At 57.0% G+C, this 16262-nt stretch carries 17 protein-coding genes and 1 riboswitch; of the genes, 1 reads left to right on the top strand and 16 read right to left on the bottom strand.

Features of this window, described 5'->3' with window-relative positions:
• Window positions 1-163: 163 nt before the first annotated feature.
• The 8 genes from P8S54_RS00545 to P8S54_RS00510 form a co-directional block, all read right to left on the bottom strand.
• The gene (locus P8S54_RS00545) at window positions 164-1513 is read right to left on the bottom strand and encodes an FRG domain-containing protein (RefSeq protein ID WP_281442788.1); all 1350 of its coding nucleotides are present in this window, start codon (window positions 1511-1513) and stop codon (window positions 164-166) included.
• Between the two features lie 477 nt (window positions 1514-1990).
• Complete coding sequence (gene cobO, locus P8S54_RS00540) at window positions 1991-2602, bottom strand: cob(I)yrinic acid a,c-diamide adenosyltransferase (protein ID WP_281442787.1); 612 nt, start codon at window positions 2600-2602, stop codon at window positions 1991-1993.
• Window positions 2603-2635: 33 nt separating this feature from the next.
• Window positions 2636-3076, bottom strand: coding sequence for a YtoQ family protein (locus P8S54_RS00535; RefSeq protein WP_009099723.1), 441 nt, complete (start codon window positions 3074-3076; stop codon window positions 2636-2638).
• 88 nt (window positions 3077-3164) lie between these two features.
• Window positions 3165-4475: a cobyrinate a,c-diamide synthase gene (locus tag P8S54_RS00530; RefSeq protein WP_281442786.1), complete on the bottom strand. Its 1311-nt coding sequence runs from the start codon at window positions 4473-4475 to the stop codon at window positions 3165-3167.
• A 65-nt stretch (window positions 4476-4540) separates the two neighbouring features.
• Window positions 4541-5308 carry an ABC transporter ATP-binding protein gene (locus P8S54_RS00525; RefSeq protein WP_281442785.1) on the bottom strand — a complete coding sequence of 256 codons (768 nt, stop codon included), beginning with the start codon at window positions 5306-5308 and terminating at the stop codon, window positions 4541-4543.
• A complete protein-coding gene (locus P8S54_RS00520) occupies window positions 5308-6279 on the bottom strand; it encodes an iron ABC transporter permease (protein ID WP_281442784.1) in 972 nt (323 codons plus the stop codon). Before P8S54_RS00520 ends, P8S54_RS00525 begins: the two co-directional genes overlap by 1 nt.
• Window positions 6279-7169: a cobalamin-binding protein gene (locus tag P8S54_RS00515; protein WP_281444050.1), complete on the bottom strand. Its 891-nt coding sequence runs from the start codon at window positions 7167-7169 to the stop codon at window positions 6279-6281. The genes P8S54_RS00520 and P8S54_RS00515 overlap by 1 nt, the downstream gene beginning before the upstream one ends.
• A 13-nt stretch (window positions 7170-7182) precedes the next feature.
• On the bottom strand, window positions 7183-8985 hold the full coding sequence (locus P8S54_RS00510) for a TonB-dependent receptor (RefSeq protein WP_281442783.1): 1803 nt from the start codon (window positions 8983-8985) through the stop codon (window positions 7183-7185).
• A gap of 140 nt (window positions 8986-9125) precedes the next feature.
• Window positions 9126-9388: riboswitch (cobalamin riboswitch) on the bottom strand.
• Window positions 9389-9462: 74 nt separating this feature from the next.
• Here P8S54_RS00510 and P8S54_RS00505 point away from each other — a divergent pair.
• Window positions 9463-10080, top strand: a complete 618-nt coding sequence (locus tag P8S54_RS00505) for a hypothetical protein (protein ID WP_281442782.1) — start codon at window positions 9463-9465, stop codon at window positions 10078-10080.
• 5 nt (window positions 10081-10085) lie between these two features.
• Here the strand turns inward: P8S54_RS00505 and P8S54_RS00500 are convergent, their stop codons facing one another.
• From P8S54_RS00500 to cobT, 8 genes are read right to left on the bottom strand one after another with little or no spacing between them, the layout of a single operon-like run.
• Window positions 10086-10517, bottom strand: a complete 432-nt coding sequence (locus P8S54_RS00500) for a bifunctional adenosylcobinamide kinase/adenosylcobinamide-phosphate guanylyltransferase (RefSeq protein ID WP_348651272.1) — start codon at window positions 10515-10517, stop codon at window positions 10086-10088.
• Window positions 10463-11116, bottom strand: coding sequence for a histidine phosphatase family protein (locus tag P8S54_RS00495; protein ID WP_281442781.1), 654 nt, complete (start codon window positions 11114-11116; stop codon window positions 10463-10465). Before P8S54_RS00495 ends, P8S54_RS00500 begins: the two co-directional genes overlap by 55 nt.
• Window positions 11053-11823, bottom strand: a complete 771-nt coding sequence (cobS, locus tag P8S54_RS00490) for an adenosylcobinamide-GDP ribazoletransferase (protein WP_281442780.1) — start codon at window positions 11821-11823, stop codon at window positions 11053-11055. The genes P8S54_RS00495 and cobS overlap by 64 nt, the downstream gene beginning before the upstream one ends.
• Window positions 11820-12374 carry a bifunctional adenosylcobinamide kinase/adenosylcobinamide-phosphate guanylyltransferase gene (locus tag P8S54_RS00485; protein ID WP_281442779.1) on the bottom strand — a complete coding sequence of 185 codons (555 nt, stop codon included), beginning with the start codon at window positions 12372-12374 and terminating at the stop codon, window positions 11820-11822. Before P8S54_RS00485 ends, cobS begins: the two co-directional genes overlap by 4 nt.
• The gene (cobD, locus tag P8S54_RS00480) at window positions 12358-13494 is read right to left on the bottom strand and encodes a threonine-phosphate decarboxylase CobD (protein ID WP_281442778.1); all 1137 of its coding nucleotides are present in this window, start codon (window positions 13492-13494) and stop codon (window positions 12358-12360) included. Before cobD ends, P8S54_RS00485 begins: the two co-directional genes overlap by 17 nt.
• Window positions 13491-14492 (bottom strand): adenosylcobinamide-phosphate synthase CbiB, encoded by a 1002-nt coding sequence (gene cbiB / locus P8S54_RS00475; RefSeq protein WP_281442777.1) that lies wholly within the window; start codon window positions 14490-14492, stop codon window positions 13491-13493. Before cbiB ends, cobD begins: the two co-directional genes overlap by 4 nt.
• A complete protein-coding gene (locus P8S54_RS00470; RefSeq protein WP_281442776.1) occupies window positions 14486-15202 on the bottom strand; it encodes an adenosylcobinamide amidohydrolase in 717 nt (238 codons plus the stop codon). Before P8S54_RS00470 ends, cbiB begins: the two co-directional genes overlap by 7 nt.
• On the bottom strand, window positions 15199-16248 hold the full coding sequence (gene cobT, locus P8S54_RS00465) for a nicotinate-nucleotide--dimethylbenzimidazole phosphoribosyltransferase (RefSeq protein WP_281442775.1): 1050 nt from the start codon (window positions 16246-16248) through the stop codon (window positions 15199-15201). Before cobT ends, P8S54_RS00470 begins: the two co-directional genes overlap by 4 nt.
• Window positions 16249-16262: the final 14 nt, after the last annotated feature.

Raw genomic sequence — 16262 nt, 5'->3', positions numbered from 1 at the left:
AAGTTTATCTATTGAATCTTGGATTCCTGTCTCAGTCAATCCAGTCTCTTTATAGATTCACCCAAATTCATTGAAGATGTAGCCTAGATCTACCCTAAGCTTGGCTGCCGTATAACGGCAGAGCGCACCGGCGCACTTCAGTGCGTCCGCGTGACGCGATTTGTTAGGCATACTCCACTTCATTATGCACAAAATCCAAAGCGCTTCTTTGGATCATTTTCTCATGCTTAAGAGCTTCATTTAGATGCCTCAGAATAGCAAACTGGAGTATATGACGAAGGTCATTATTACAAGGGCATTGTTCTGGATGATCTTGCTTCAACCACTCACGCTGTCCCAACTTGTAGACCCACCCCACATTAACACCAACTCCACTCACCACATGGCCAGGGTGCTGAACCACTAGCGCGGAAACTGCAACATTTCCGTCACTCAACCTTTCAACATAGATCCCTTTCTCAAACTCCGACGCAACAGCTACTTCCGGTACATTAATCAGCCCATCCAGCTCAACAACGAACTTCCCATATCTATTCACCAGCGCAGTAACATGATTAATTTCAAAATTATCGTTGGTGTTAGCAAAGTATACGAATTTTGGTAGTCGGAAAAATGGCAGATCAACAAATGGAGAGGTCATTTCTCCTCGGTTGTCTGCAACCCAAAAGCCAGAAAACAAGGTTGGATATGACCCTAAATGTTTTACAAACTTGTGATCGTACTCGGGCAACTCTAAGCCTCTTCGATACGCAGGGATCGGAAACTGTTCTTCAGTCCGAATTAATTCCCAAGGGATATCTAATAGAGCTTGGAGCAAAAAGTCGTGTTCCCGATTTGGAAAAACATCTTCAACGTTGGTTATGCCCGATTGGGAGCAATATTCAACCAGCACACTGTGTTCAACGACTAGATGATAAATAACAGCATCAGGCGGCAGCTTGCCATTTTTCCCTTCTACGAGACATGCCTTTTGAGAATCGAACCGTAATGTGCCTTCTTGAATTTCGAATTCGGTAAGATCATGTATGGAAAGCTCATGACTTTCCAGACGCGCTCGATCTATAACATAGATGCTGCCTGGTTCCTCCGCCTCTTCATATGAAGCATTCCGCACAACAAGCCACACAGGCTCTTCCTCGAAGTTTTCGCACATCTCAATTGCTTTTGACTCAGAGTATCGGTTGGCAGCAAACCATCCAGCCACACTGAAGGATTTAGTCAGATCCACGAAGAAGGAGCGCCAACCATAATGCTGCAATATCGCCTGAGAGGTTCCCAAATCTATTTCATGGTAATTCATACCTGAAAACGCTCTAATGAGCGCTCTAGAGTAATGCGTCCAAGCAATCATGACAGGCGGAATACAGCCATGTCGCTGGAACGAGGTCGGAATACTCACCTCACCTCTGTCATCGGTGTAGTGGCGTGTTTGCCCCCGAAATAGCCAACTTTCCTCAGAGCCTCTAATAAAGTCCTCAAGCTCCTGACTATTGGTAATCCTAAGAGTCTGCATAATGCTCTCTGTATGCCTAACAGTGATTATACAGCCTGCCGCATAACATTGATGAACGTGACTGCGCGTTTATTGGTGTTATCTAGCCGCTTTAAAAAAATAAACCACTGTTTTTATAGCACTTTTCATCTCGCTGGGCAGCATACCCAAAATTCGCGTGCCGGCTCGTTTTTACGATTTAATCATACTTTATTGATAAATTTGGCTTAGGTCACGTGATGCTGCAAAAAATATTGAGCTAGCGCAGTTTTTGGCAGCGGTGGGGAATTGGGGAGGGCTCGCACTGAAGCAACCTCCCACTGGGTGGGTATATTGATCAAGTGGGAGTATTAAGGGTTGTGGCTTTATCGTCGCGGGCTAAAGCTCCCTCCTACCACTTCAGACCACCATCAGCCATAGCCATAGCCATAGCGCAGGGTAATGAGGGTTCGATTAGCGCCCCCTCACCATTCACCACTTACGCTTCTCCCCTGCCCCTTACAGCTCAATCCCTTTCTGGGCTTTGATGCCTTGGTCTTTGAAGGCGTGTTTGATCACTTTCATTTCGGTGACGGTGTCGGCGAGGTCGATGAGCTGTTGGGGGGCGTAGCGGCCGGTGACGATGGCGTGCTGCATCTCGGGGCGGGCTTGTAGGTCGTCGAGGACTTGGTCTAGGTCGAGGTACTCGTAGCGCAGGGCGATGTTGAGTTCGTCGAGCAGTACCATGTGGTAGCTGTCGTCTTGGAGCATGCGCTTGGCTTGTTCCCAGGCGGCGTTGGCGGCGGCGACGTCGCGTTCGCGGTCTTGGGTGTCCCAGGTGTAGCCTTCGCCCATTACGTGGTAGTCCACGTTGGGCAGGTTACGGAAGAAGGCTTCTTCACCGGTGCTGAACGCGCCCTTAATAAACTGCACCACGCCAACCTTCATGCCGTGGCCTAGGGCGCGGGCGAGCATGCCAAAACCGGAGCTGCTTTTGCCTTTGCCGGGGCCGGTAAGCACCAGCAAGATGCCCTGCTCTTTATCGGCGCGGGCGATGCGCTCGTTCATGATTTTCTGCTTGGCCGCCATGCGCTGGGCATGACGTTCCGGGGTTTTGGCATTTTCGCGCATGGGGTCTCCTTGGGGTGTTTTACGTTTTACGAGCTACGCTTTCAGCACGTAGCGCAGGGTTTCCACGACTTGATCGGTAGTGGTGCACCAGGCTTGCGCTTGAGCGTCGACTTCTTTCAGCGGGTGAACAATCTCTTCGCTGTGCAGCGTGATGTAGGGCTTAGCCAACGCGGCGCAGTAGCCTGCGTCAAAGGCGGCGTTCCACTGTTTGTACTTGTCGCCAAAGCGCACCACCACCAAATCCGCCTGTTCAATCATCGTGCGGGTGCGGATTGCGTTCACTTTGGAAGACTGGTGGTCGCGCCAGAAGCCGTTCTCGGGTTTGCCCAGGTGGTCGCCTGCGGCATCGGAGGCGTCATGGTCAGTCACGGGTGCAGTGAAGACTACATCCAGCCCTGCCGCTTCTGCGCCGCGCTGGATCTCTTCACGCCAGTCGGTGTGAATCTCGCCGGAAAGGTATACGTAAAAGCTCATGGTGGCTCCTAATCATGGTAAATGTGGATTTTTAGACGCCCTATCATAGCCCACATACGCTTTATGAAAAAACATTCCAAAAAAATTACTAAGCTGCGATTTCCAGCGCTTGCCCGGTAAAGATATCTGCCACCAGCTTGGGAGCAGAGGGGAAGTAGCCATGGAAATAGCTGGCTACCAGCGCGCCTTCACGGTAGATAGGTTCGGCTTCGCTGCCTGCCAGCTTGCGGGTTCGGGCCAGCGGCTGCATAGGCGTTTCCAGTAGTGAATGATGGTAAGTGTGGCCACGTAGTTCGCCATTTTGGGTGTGCAGGCTTTGTAGCCCCAGCGCGGTGAGTTTACCGGCCATTTTGGCAGTGCCGGACAGTAGCCCCATCATCGTGTGGCTTGTGCCTTCGCCATCCATCAACTGCTCTACGCAGCTCATTAGCCCGCCGCACTCGGCCAGTATCGGTTTGCCTGCGCGGTGGTGGGTGCTTATCGCGTCGCGCATTGGCTGGTTGGCGCTAAAACGGGCGGCGTGCAGTTCTGGGTAGCCGCCGGGCAGCCAAAGGGCATCGCATTCTGGCAGTGCTGCGTCGTTAAGCGGCGAGAAGAAGTGCAGCGTCGCGCCCATCTCTTCTAATACATCAAGATTCGCGCGGTAGATAAATGCAAAGGCGTCGTCTTTGGCGATGGCGATACGCACGCCGTTCAAGTATTGGGGTGCGGGCGTGGGGGCGTCGGCGCTCAGTGTTACCCGTTTGGGCAGGCGGCCTAGCCCAGCTTCTTCCAGTACCTTAGCGGCGGCATCTAACTGGGCGTCCAGGCCGCTGAGTTCGCTGGCTTGAACCAAGCCTAAGTGGCGGTCGGGGATTTTCATGGCATCGTGGCGAGGAATCGCGCCCAGCAGCGCAATGCCTTCCGGCATGCTCTCACCCAACAGTTTGCCGTGGCCGGGGCTGCCGATTCGGTTGGCAATCACTTCGTGAATAGCGAGATCCGGGTGGTAATTGGCAAGGCCTTGGGCCACCGCACCAAAGGTTTGCGCCATGCCCCAGGCGTCAATGACCGGCAAAGCGGGAATGCCTGCCAAGATGGCTAAATCAGCGCTGGAGGGCGAGCCATCGAACAATCCCATGGAGCCTTCCACCAAAATCACATCGGCCTCTTGGGCGGCTTTCGCCAAGCGCCAGCGGCACTCGTGCTCGCCGGTCATCCAGGGGTGCAATTGATAAACCGGCTGGCCAGAGGCGATCTCTTGCACCATGGGGTCTAGGTAGTCGGGGCCGTGTTTGAACACCCGCACAGTGCGGCCCGCATTACGGTGCAGCCTTGCCAAAGCGGCCGTTACCATGGATTTTCCCTGGCCGGAACCGGGGGCGCTGATTAACGCCGCGTGCGCTTCACCTTGCAACATGACCTTTCCTCTTTTACACACGCTTGTCGACTACAAGCTTTTTGAATTTATCGTGACGTCAGGTATTACTGAATAGGTACAAATACCGGCGCACCCTCAACCTGTACCGTGGCTAAGCGCTGCTGGTAGAGCCTTTCCAGTGCACTGGGCACCAGCATGGTGTCTCGCCGCCCCCAGCAGGCTTCACCGTTGGGATATAGCAGCAGTATGTGATCGCACCAGCGGGCGGCTAGATTTAAATCATGCAGGCACATCATTACCGCACTCCCCTGTGCGGCCTGCTCCGCCATTAGCGCCATCACCGCGCTTTGGTGGTGTAAATCGAGGTGATTGGTGGGTTCGTCTGCCAGCCAAATCTTCGGCGCTTGGGTGAGCACCGTGGCCATCGCCACCCGCTGGCGTTCACCGCCGGAGAGTGTGCTCACCAAACGGTCGCGGAGGTGCGCTACATCTAACCTTTCCAGTGCCGCTTCAGCCTGCGCGTAGTCATCGCCCCCCTCCATCTGCCACAAAGAAAGGTAAGGGTGACGACCAATCAGCGCGGTTTCTAGCACCGTGGCAGGAAAGCCATCCAGGCGCTCTTGAAACACTAAGCCAAGCTCACGGGCGATATGGCGGCGGCGCAGTTGAGTAAGCGGTGATTGATTGAGCAGCACCTGCCCAGCCCGTGGGGCATTCAGCCCTGCCAGCGTGTGCAGCAATGTGGTTTTACCCGCGCCGTTAGGGCCTAACACGCCCCACACTTGACCCGGCTCAAGGGCAAGGTTCAGCGCCGTGCCACTTTCGCGACCGGGCACGTCGATGATGAGGTCGCTGGTAGAAAGGTCGCTCATCAGCGGCTCCGGTAGAGCAAAAACAAGAAAGTGGGTACGCCTAATAGCGCGGTAATCACGCCCACGGGCAGCTGTTCCGGTGCAATCATGGTGCGGGCGAGCGTATCCGCCAGCACCAGCAAAGTGCCCCCTGCCAGGGCACAGGCCGGTAAAATTAAGCGCTGGTCGTTGCCTAGCAGTAGGCGCAGCAGATGCGGCACCACCAAGCCAACAAAGCCAATGCTACCTGCGGTGGTGACCGCTGCCGCCGTGAGTAGGCTGGCAACGATATAGATACCCCACTCCAGCGGGCGCACATCCACCCCCAGCGCTGCCGCCTGCTGTGGGCCGCGGGCCAGCACATTCAAGCTTCGCCCAAGCGGTATAAGCACAATGCAAATCGTTAATAAAAGCAGCAACGGTGGCCACGGGGTGCGGGCGTAGGAGAGATCGCCCATTAGCCAATACAGCATGCCCGGCAGCCGCTCGGCAGGGCTTAGCGCAAGCATCAGGGTAATCACCGCGCCCCAGCCTGCAGCCACCACCACCCCCGTCAGCAGCAGTCGTGAAGGCGTCCAGCCACCGCTGCCGTGGGCAAGGCCAAACACTAAAAAGGTCGAAAACAGCGCACCGGCAAACGCCGAGCCTGAAATCAACACGCCGCCCGCGCCTGCCAGCATGGCCGCCAGCGCACCAATGGATGCCCCGCCGGAAAGCCCCAGCACGTAAGGGTCCGCAAGCGGGTTACGCAGCAGCACCTGCATCAACGCCCCCGCCACTGCCAGAAGCCCCCCCACCGCAAAGGCGGAAAGCGCTCTGGGAAGGCGTAAATCAATCACCATGGTGCGCGCCAGTGCGTCGCCCTGCCCTTGTACCACCGCCCAAAGTTGACCAATGGAAAGCTGCGCACTGCCCACCGCTAAGGCGAACAGCATAGCGGCCATGGCAATCAGCACCAGTAGGCCAAGGGGTTGCCACAGGCGCGCGGCCACTATGAGGCCCTGCGCTTCTGGCGGGATTGTTCGAGTTTGTCACACAGAATCTGCGCGCCTTCCAGCAAGCGCGGCGTAGGGCGCTGAATGAGGGAGGGCGGTACAAAATAGAGACTCTCTGCCGCAACGGCCGTGAGGTTCGAGTACTGCTCCCAGTGGGTCAGCCAGTGGCGATTCTCTTCGCCCATCCCCCCGGCAATGATGGCTTCCGGGTTGGCGGCCAGCACGGCCTCATCGTCCAGCCGTGGCACTAATCGCCGCTGATCGCCAAACACGTTGACACCCCCGCACAGTTGCACCACTTGGCCAATCAGGTGATCGTTATTAACGCTCATCAAAGGCTCATCCCACACCTGGTAGAACGTGCGTACTGGCGCACGTTCGCCATAGCGTGAGGCCAGATCAGCCATGCCTGTTCTAAATGATTCGGCTACCCGTTGCCCCGCTGGCTCTGTGCCCGCTAGCCGCGCTAAACGCTCAATGGTGTAGGCGACGTCTTCCACCGTGCGCGGTTCAATGTAAAACACCGGCATACCTAATGCTTCCAGTGTCTCTAACTGTTCGGCGGGGTTACCGGTCACCCAACCGATGACTAAATCTGGCGCTAACCCGACGAGGGCTTCTAAATCGATGCGCGTATGGCTCCCCACCGACGCAACCTCTTTAGCTTCTGGGGGGTAGTCGCTGTAGCTCACCACGGCAACGACTTGGTCGCCTGCGCCTGCGGCATAGGTGAGTTCCGTAGCCCCAGGGGAAAGCGTGGCAATACGCCGTGCAGCGTTGTGCAGGCATACTTCGCGGTCACGATCATCCACCACGCAGCGTGAATGGTCGTGGCCCTGTGCCTGTATGGTCATGAGCGAAAACGCGAGGCCCAAGGCCCCGCGCATTAACCCACGTTGGCTACTGGCCAAAGTGAACACTTAGAAATCCTGCTCGGCCTGCGTTGATGTAGTCAGCGCCATCAAACGAGCGCGTTGTCACATAGTCTTGATCAAGCGCGTTTTCCAGCGTGACACGGGCGCTCCATAGCGGAGCAAATTGCCACCCTGCGCGAAGGTTCACCAGACCATAGCCGCTCAAACGGTCTTGGTTTTGCGCATCACGGTACCGGTGATTTTGAGCTACCCAAGAGCCGCCTACCGACCACTCGCCTAGTTCACGATCCGCGTCTAAGCGAATGCTTTGAGAGGCACGGTTCTGCAAACGCTTACCAGTCAGCCGGTTTTCAGGGTCGGTGTAAGTCAGCGCAGCTGCCAGTGTCCAATCGCTGACTTCCACACCAGCGGCCAGCTCTGCTCCACGAATGCGGGTTTCAGGCACGTTAAACTGAAGCCCCTGGCCGGTTATCAAATTATCGATGTCTGTTTGGTAAAGCGCCGCATCCCAGAACCAACTGTCGAACTGGCCACGCACGCCAACTTCAACGCTTTGGGACGTTTCAGCTTCTAAATCGGGATTACCAAAGCCGGGAAAATAGAGCTGATTGTAAGTAGGTGCATTAAATGCCGTGCCATAGTTGGCTCGCAGGGTGTGGCGACCATCTACATCGTAGCCAACGCCAATACTCCCGGTCACTTCTTCACCGTAAGATTCATTATCGTCAAAGCGCAGGCTGGCTTGTAACGTAAACGGTGAAAAGTCGAGTAACGCTTGGGAAAATACCGCTGCATTACTGCGGCTGGTTTCTTCATAGGCGGTCGTGCTGTTAACGCGATCTTCACTGTACTCAGCGCCAGCGATCAATTCGTGGGCACCGGCAATAAAGGTATTTTCCCAGCGAGCGGTACTCACTTTAGTGTCAAAGACTGAATCACCAAAGGACGCAAAGTTATCGCTTTCATCACGGGCTTCGCTAAGGGTTAAGCGGCTACGCCAGCTTTCAGTCATCGGCAGCTCACCATAAACGCCCGCCACCTGCTGAACAAAGTCGTTTTCGCCACCATCGTATTCGTTGTGGCCACGGGCACGAAGGGCCAGAACGCCCGCTTCTGCGCCATTTTCAAAAGTATGAGAAACCCGCGCCAAGGCTGAGGTATTGTCGTAACCTTTGTCCTCACCATCGCGGCGTATCGGCTGACCATCCGTGGTGAAATGGTTGCCCGCGAAGCTATAGCGAGTACCACCTGTTTTACCACTAATCCCTGCACCTACCCGCTGAGTGTTAAACGAGCCACCACCTACGGAAATACGCGGCTGTGGCCCCTCCTCCTCTCCTTCGGGCGTAAAAAGCTGAATAACCCCACCCATGGCGTCAGCGCCGTACAGGCTGCCGCGCGGGCCACGCACAATTTCGGCGCGATCAAACATGCGGGGGTCAAGGTGCTGCCATGCAGCACCGCCTGTGGTGGCTGAACGTAGGCGAATGCCATCGATCAACAGCACATTTTGGCTACTGCCGGTGCCGCGAATAAACACACTGCTATTTTTGCCAAAGCTGCCGTTACTGGAGACATCAACCCCCGGCTGGCCGCGCAGCAGGTCGGTTATGCTTACGGGATCTTGGCGGCGCAACGTGGCTTCATCTAACACGGTAACCGACGACAGGCTTTCGTTAGCAGTACGGGGGGCAAGCGCGGCGGTCACCACCACCGGATTTAATGTATTAGCAGCAGGTTGGGCGTTCGTCTGGGCTTGAACAGCTAACGGCAGTGCCGCCATAGCAAACGAAGCCAGGGTGGCGGTAGTGTGGAAACGGTGGTTCATGAAAGGTCCCTTGCTCGCTGTGCTCACCCGCACAGCGTATTTTTTTGACCGAGCAGAGGAACACCAAGGGGAAATCGGCAGCTTGAAAGCCGCCAGCATCACCCTGAGCCGCCCTCCGCGTCTCGGTATGGAGTGGTTCTTTAGAACCATCACTCTTAGGCCGGTCTCCGGGCTGACAAGCGAAAGGGGCAGCTTTACATAAGCGCCGTGTCTTTCCGAACGACCACCTTCCCATGCCGTAGCACAGTGGCGTTTTTGGCCGTTCTTATCTCGATCACCGTTGCGGGGGCAGCGTTGGATTCACACAGCTATCTCAAACCACTAGTTTACAAAGCCGTGTTCACCAACTTCCCGTTTAACTGATGGCGGGAGCGCCACCAGCACCTGAGAGTGCGCGTAAGCTAGCAAGTTGTTGGAGGGTGGTCAATTAACCGTGAATTGTTAGAGTGAGGGCAGCGCACCGACAAGGAGACGAACATGGCCCACTCTTCGGCAGCCACTGTGCCGCGTTGGCTAAAGCTGGCCTTTACGCTATGGATCCTGATATGGGCGCCGAGCTACGTCGTGTTGCTGGGGGCACAAAACTTTTTCTGGCTATGCAACGTGGCGAGTTTTCTGCTGTTGGCGGCACTGTGGAGCGAGCAGCGCACGCTGATGTCGATGCAGTGGCTGGCGGTGGCACTGGTCGGCAGTTTGTGGAGCCTGGACGTTGCCACGGCGGCGCTTACTGGCACACACCTTATCGGCGGCACCGAGTATATGTTCGACCCTGAGCACCCGCCCATGGCGCGGGCCATGTCGCTCTACCATGTGGTTCTGCCACTGGTGGCGGGCATGGGCGTCGCCAAGCTGGGCTACTCGCGCCGTGCCCTGCTGTGGCAAACGGTGCTGACTTGGATCATGCTGCCAATGACCTACCTGTTCACCGAAGCCGAGCGTAATATTAACTGGGTTCAAGGGCCCTTTGGCCAGCCTCAGGATACCCTCGATCCTCTGCTCTACCTCTTCCTGCTGACACTGGTTTGGCCGCTGGTGGTTTACCTGCCTGTGCATCTTTTAATGATCGGCTGGCAGCGCTGGCGGCGCCTGCGGTAAACAGGCTACTTAACTGCCACCACCAAGCCGTGTCTCACATACCACACCTGCTCGGCTTGGGCGGCTGCATCTTGATTAAACCAGCCGTTTACATCGCGCAGGCGGCGCTGTTCGGGCTGCATAGGCACAATACCTCGCCCCACTTCCGTGGTAATGACAATCAGCGGCGCGCCTAGCTCGTCGGCACGCTGGCCTAGCGTGGCTAACTCGCGCAGCCATTGCGAGCGTAAAACATCGTGTTCAGTAGCGTCGAGAGCGGAGGCTAGCCACTCAAGCACGCCGGTGATAACCAGCGGCTGTTCAGCTTCCAGCGCTTGATGGCAATCGCTCAAGGGGTGATCATCATTGAGCCGCCACCAGCGCGCTGCAGGAAAACGAGCAGTTACCGTGTCTCGCTTTCCTGCGCAGGCACCGCCGATGAAGAGCTGCATTGCCATTCCCCTGTTCCCTGTGCGTTTTGCTGATAAATAAGCTGCCAGCGTCGGCCTTGGGCTTGATGCACAATGCCATCCCAAAAACCAATGGTTTCAAAACGCCGGCGCAGCTCCCGAATCACACCGCCATGGGTGACAGCGAGAATTTTTCGGTGATTACCCGCGAGGGCATTGGCGGCAAGGTCGTCGAGCCAGGCATCCAGGCGCGCGCGTAGCTGGCCGGAGGACTCACCGCCAGGAATTTGCAGCTCGCCTACGCTATCAATCCAGGCGCGGTAGTGCGGCAGCGCTTTTAATTCGTCGTACACCTTACCTTCGTAATCGCCAAAATCCAGCTCGCGCAGGCGCGGCTCCAAACTCACCGTCGTGCCCGGCTTTGCCGCCCGAGACCACGCAAGGGTTTGTTGGCAACGCTGTAAATCGCTTGAGTAGATAGCGTCAAAGCGCTCATCGGCCAGCGTATCCCGCAGCGCCAACAGCCCTGCTTCGGCATCTGGAAACAGCAGCGGAATATCTTGCTGGCCTTGGTAGCGGCGCTCTAAATTCCAGGCGGTGATACCGTGGCGAACTGCCACCAGCTCCACACTAAGATCAATAGCCAAAGCTCTCCTCCTTCAATGGTGGCGCCAACCATATCGCCGTTAATCCCGTTAAACAGTCGCAGCATAAGCCAGCGCATTAGTACCACAAAAGCGATGGCCATTAGCCACATCAACACGACGGCAGGTGCCAACAGCGCAAGCAACGCCAGTGGCAATAGCGCAAGCGCTACGTCTTTGCGGCTAAGCGACTGCTGCCAGCTCCACGCCAAGCCTTTTTGCTGTGCGCAGGGTGTTAACACCAGTAACGCAACGCCTGCCCAACGCCCTAGCCCGGGCACTATCAACAGCCACCACAAAGGCGCCTGATAGGCCACCAACGCCCACAGCAGCACACCCTTCCAGGCGAGCAGAAATACCAGCGCCAGCATTCCAAAGCTGCCGATTTGGGAGTCTTTCATGATCTCCCAGCGACGCGCCAACGGTTGATTACTGCCTAGCGCATCGGCGATGTCCATGACGCCGTCTAAATGCAGCCCCCCCGAAAGTGCCACCCACACACTTAATATGGCTAGCGCAGTGATAGGTGCAGGCACGTTTTGCATAGCGAACGCTATTAGCGCCAGCACGCTGCCTATCATTAACCCGACTAGCGGGTAGGCGCGCACGGCCCAGCGTCGGGTGTCGGGTGTCCAGGGGCAGGCGACCGGAATCGGAATGCGGGTAAGAAACTGCAGCGCCAGCAAGAGACCTAATAAAGCATTTTTCACCGTGGCAGCTCCTTCTTTCGCTTCCATTCCAGTGCGCAGCCCGCGATGACCTCAAGTACGGAATCCGCTTCAGCCGCCACACAGCGGTGAGCCCGCTGAAGAAAAGCCAGATAGCGCCAGGTTTCAGCATCGGTGGGCGGCAGCGCTTCGTTGATATCGTTAGAAACAATCACTAAATGCACGCGGCGTGCTCGGGCATCAGCAAGTGTCTCTGCCAGCAGCGCTAAACCCTCCTCTTCGCTTAGCCCGCTTGCATACAACACTTGGCTAGCCCATAGCGTTAAGCAGTCCAGCAGTACCGCGCCACCGTCTGGCACGTTGGCAATTGCTTGATCAACCCGTAGCGGCGCCTCTAGGGTTTTCCACTGCACGCCCTGCCACTGCGCTTGCCTAGATTGACGGTGACGGGCCACTCGCTCAGCCATCTCGTCATCGTACACATCGGCGGTGGCTACGTAGTAACAGGGCGAATGGCCTGCAGCACTGGCTACCTGCTGCTCAGCAATCTCACTTTTGCCGGAGCGCGCCCCGCCGCTAACGAACACAATCATTGAGCACCTTTCTCAACACGCTGATCAACCGCTGATTTGCAGGGGCATCGCGCAGCGCTATTCGCAGCCATTCACCGTTCAACCCTGAAAAATTATGGGTATGACGCACCAGCACCCCGTGGCGTAGCAAACGCTCAAACAGCGCATCGCTGGTAATGCCCGTCCTGCGCTGCTTACTACCGGGGCGAATACAAAAAAAGCAGGCGTGGCTAGGCACTACGTCCAAACCTAGCTGTTTCAGCGCCTGCTCCATGGCCGGGCGCTCGCTGGTTAGCCACTGCGAGGTGGCGTTGGCGAACGCTTTGTCCGCCAGCAGCGGCGCCACCAATTCAGCCGCAAGGTGATTAACGCTCCAGGGCGGCTGGTGAATCGCTGCCGTTTGAATCGTCGCCTCACTTCCCAACAAGTAGCCCAGCCGCAGGCCCGGCAAGGTATAAAACTTAGTCATGGAGTGCAGCAGCATCAGATGCGGATAGCGCGCCAGCAAGGGTGCCAGGGAAGCCTGTTGTGGGCTGTCGCCTGCCATATCGACAAACGCCTCATCGACCACTACATGACACCCCATTGACACCGTGCGCTCCAGTAAGGCTTCCATTACCGAACTCTCAATAAGCGTGGCGGTAGGGTTGTTCGGGCGGCATAAAAACAGCACGTCGATGCCGTCAAGCCCTGCCATTAGCGCGTCTAACTCAAGTATAAAGTGCGGCGGGCGCAGCGCGATGTCGCTGACAGTCAGCCGATGGGCGCGGCAGGCGCGGGCATATTCGCCAAAGCTTGGAGTAACAATCGCAGCATGTTTGCCCGCATGCAGCGCGGCGGCAAGAAAAATGGCCTCTGCACCGCCGTTGGTTAGCAATACCTGGTCAGGCTGAAGCTGATGATGGGCGGCGATAGCCTGCCGGGCAGTGGCGTAGTCTGGCGCGGGGTAGCGCTCAAGGCCGTCCAGCTGCTTTGTTAGCCAGCCTCGCACCCAGGGGGGTGGGCCTAGTGGATTGAGGTTGGCGCTAAAGTCTTCCACTGGGTGGTCTGCGGGCAAACCAAAATGCGCTAGCAATGTTTCAGCCTGACCGCCATGCGCGGGCCATGTAGCGCTGGTGCATGCAAGATTAGGCGCACTCATAACAGCCCCCGAAGAGTAAGCACCAACACAGCGACCCCAACCGCTAGCAGCATAAACAGCATCCAAGCGCCGTGCATTAAACGCACGGTGGCAGTGATATGCGCTAAGCGCAGCGGCTCAAGGGGGTCGCCTAGCGTGGCGCGGTGGGACGCCACGCCCTGGTAGAAATTGGTGCCGCCTAATCGCACGCCAAGCAAACGGGCCACCATGGCCTCCGGCCAACCGGCATTGGGGCTGGGGTGGCGCGGCGCATCGCGGCAGGTGCCCTGCAGCGCGCCCTTCCAGCGTAGGGATAAAACACCCGAAATACTCAATAGCAGGCCAGCGACCCATAGGCACAGAGCGGTTAAGCGCGCGGGTATCCAGTTAGCCACATCATCCAATTTGGCAGAGGCAAAACCAAAATCGCCATAGCGTTGATTTTTGTAGCCGACCATTGAATCTAGGGTATTCACCGCCTTGTACGCCAGCGCCAGCGGTGCCCCACCGATAAGCGCAAAAAACAGCGGCGCGGTGATGCCATCGACGGTATTTTCCGCCACGGTTTCCACTGTTCCCCGGGTGATTTCTGCCTCATCTAAGGCTTGGGTATCACGCCCAACAATCATTCCCAGTGCTTGGCGTGCAGCGGGCAAGTCGCCTTTGCTAAGCGGCTCTACCACTGCGCGGGCCGCATCGCCCAGGCCTTTAATCGCAAGCGTCGTGGAAAGCAGCCAAAGCTCGGCAAGCAACGCCAACCCAGGGTGCAGCCTGGCTAACAATACGAGAAGTAACCAGCTAGAAAACCATACACCGCCGACCATCGAAACGGTTAAGAAGGCGCCGCTTAACCTGCGCTGCTGCGCCGTGCCTCGGTTCCAAAGCCGCTCATAATTGCTAATCGCCCGCCCCATCAGCACCACCGGGTGCGGCAACGTGCGCGGGTCGCCAACGATCAAGTCGATGACAATCGCAATGGCAACCAGCCCAACGGTTGAAGTTAGCAGCAGCGTTAGCACGTTGGCGTCCTCATTTGTGAAAGTGACAGCGACCCAAGCGTTGCTTGGTAAACCGCCTGGCCCAGTGCTCGCCCAAGCGGGGTGCCAGATCCAGCATAAGGAGTGGCGTCGCCACGCTGGGTTGCCGCAATGGAGATGCTATCGGTAGAGGTGCCGGTAGCGGGCGTACCGCTGTAAGGATCTGTTACCCCGACATGCCGGAGCGCCTGCACTTTTGCTTCCGTTACCGACAAACAAGCGTTGACTAACGCGCCATCGGTTAGCTGAGCATCTAAGAACGCAAATATATTGATGGTGCCAACCTTGGGCGCGGCGCGTAGCGCCAAGCGGGGGTCGTCTTGGCTTGGAACGCTAATATCAACGGCGTTGCCCACCCCCGCAGTAACCAGCGCCATCACGCCATGGGGTAGTTCACCCAGCGGCCTGCTAACCACACAGGCGCTGTTTAAATGAACGGCGGTCATCATGGCTACCGATGTTAGCGGTAAGCCTTGGGCCAATAACCACTGCGCTAAATCTTCGTTTGGCGAGTGGCCATCGTAGTGCTTATCAACGTGGAAATTCGCAAAATGACGCACCCTGCCAAAGCCCTCACCTACTAACGCACTGCTAAGGACACGCAGCGGCATAGCAGAGGTGATCGCTAGGCACTGCTCGCTGCGGGCAAGCAATAAAGGCTGGCTAAACGGCAGCGTTTCCAAACGGCTCACTGCGCCGCTTTGTTGCTAACGCCCGCATCGGCAAAAGAGGCCATTTCGCTGAGCATGGCGGCGGCTGCCTGCAGTAGCGGAAAGGCCAGCGCCGCGCCGCTCCCTTCACCAAGGCGCATGCCTAGTGAGAGCAGTGGTTTAGAGTCAAGTGCTTCTAGCGCTGTGGCGTGGCCTGGCTCGTGTGAACGGTGACCAAAGATCAGGTAATCGCGCACTAATGGGCAGAGGCGGCAGGCCGTGAGTGCTGCCACCGTGGCAATAAAGCCATCCACAATCGCGGGGGTGCGATGCGCTGCTGAGGCTAGGTAAGCGCCTGTCATTGCGGCAATCTCAAGGCCGCCCAATTTGGCGAGTACGTCTAGAGGGTCGTCGGCGTTGGCTTGGCGGGCGCTTAGCGCGCGCTCAATCACCGCGACTTTATGCGCTAACTGAGCGCTATTAATGCCGCTACCGGCCCCGACCACGTGGGCAACTGACACGCCAGTCAGGGCCGCTAGCATGGCACTACTGGCAGTGGTATTGGCAATCCCCATTTCGCCCACAATCATGCAGCGTGCCCCTGCCTTTTTTGCGCGCTCAACTGCCGCTATGCCTTGCTCAATCGCCGCTAAGGCCTCATCGGCGTGCATGGCATCTTCCACCACCATGTTAGCCGTGCCCGCACGCACTTTCGCCAGGGTAATGCCAGAAAGCGTTAACGTAGATGCGACGCCCACATCGACGATTTCCACATCAGCGCCAATTTGTCGCGCAAATACATTAATGGCAGCGCCCCCCTGGGTAAAGTTGGCCACCATTTGCGCAGTGACTTCCTGGGGAAACGCGGAAACACCTTCGCTAGCTACCCCGTGGTCGGCGGCAAACACCACTATGCGCGGCGGCGTCACGCTGGGTTTAGCCATGCCGGTGATGGCGCTCAGTTGAATCGCCAAGGCTTCTAGCTCACCTAAGCTGCCGGGCGGCTTGGTCAGCGTATTTAGGTATGCGCGCGTGTGTTCAGCAGCATCACGGTTAATGGGTTCTATTTGCTTAACGATGGGGTGCATAGCGGCTCCAGAAC

The organism is Halomonas sp. M1 (genome assembly GCF_029581375.1).
Classification (GTDB): Bacteria; Pseudomonadota; Gammaproteobacteria; order Pseudomonadales; family Halomonadaceae; genus Vreelandella.
This window is presented reverse-complemented; position numbering and strand designations above follow the sequence as displayed.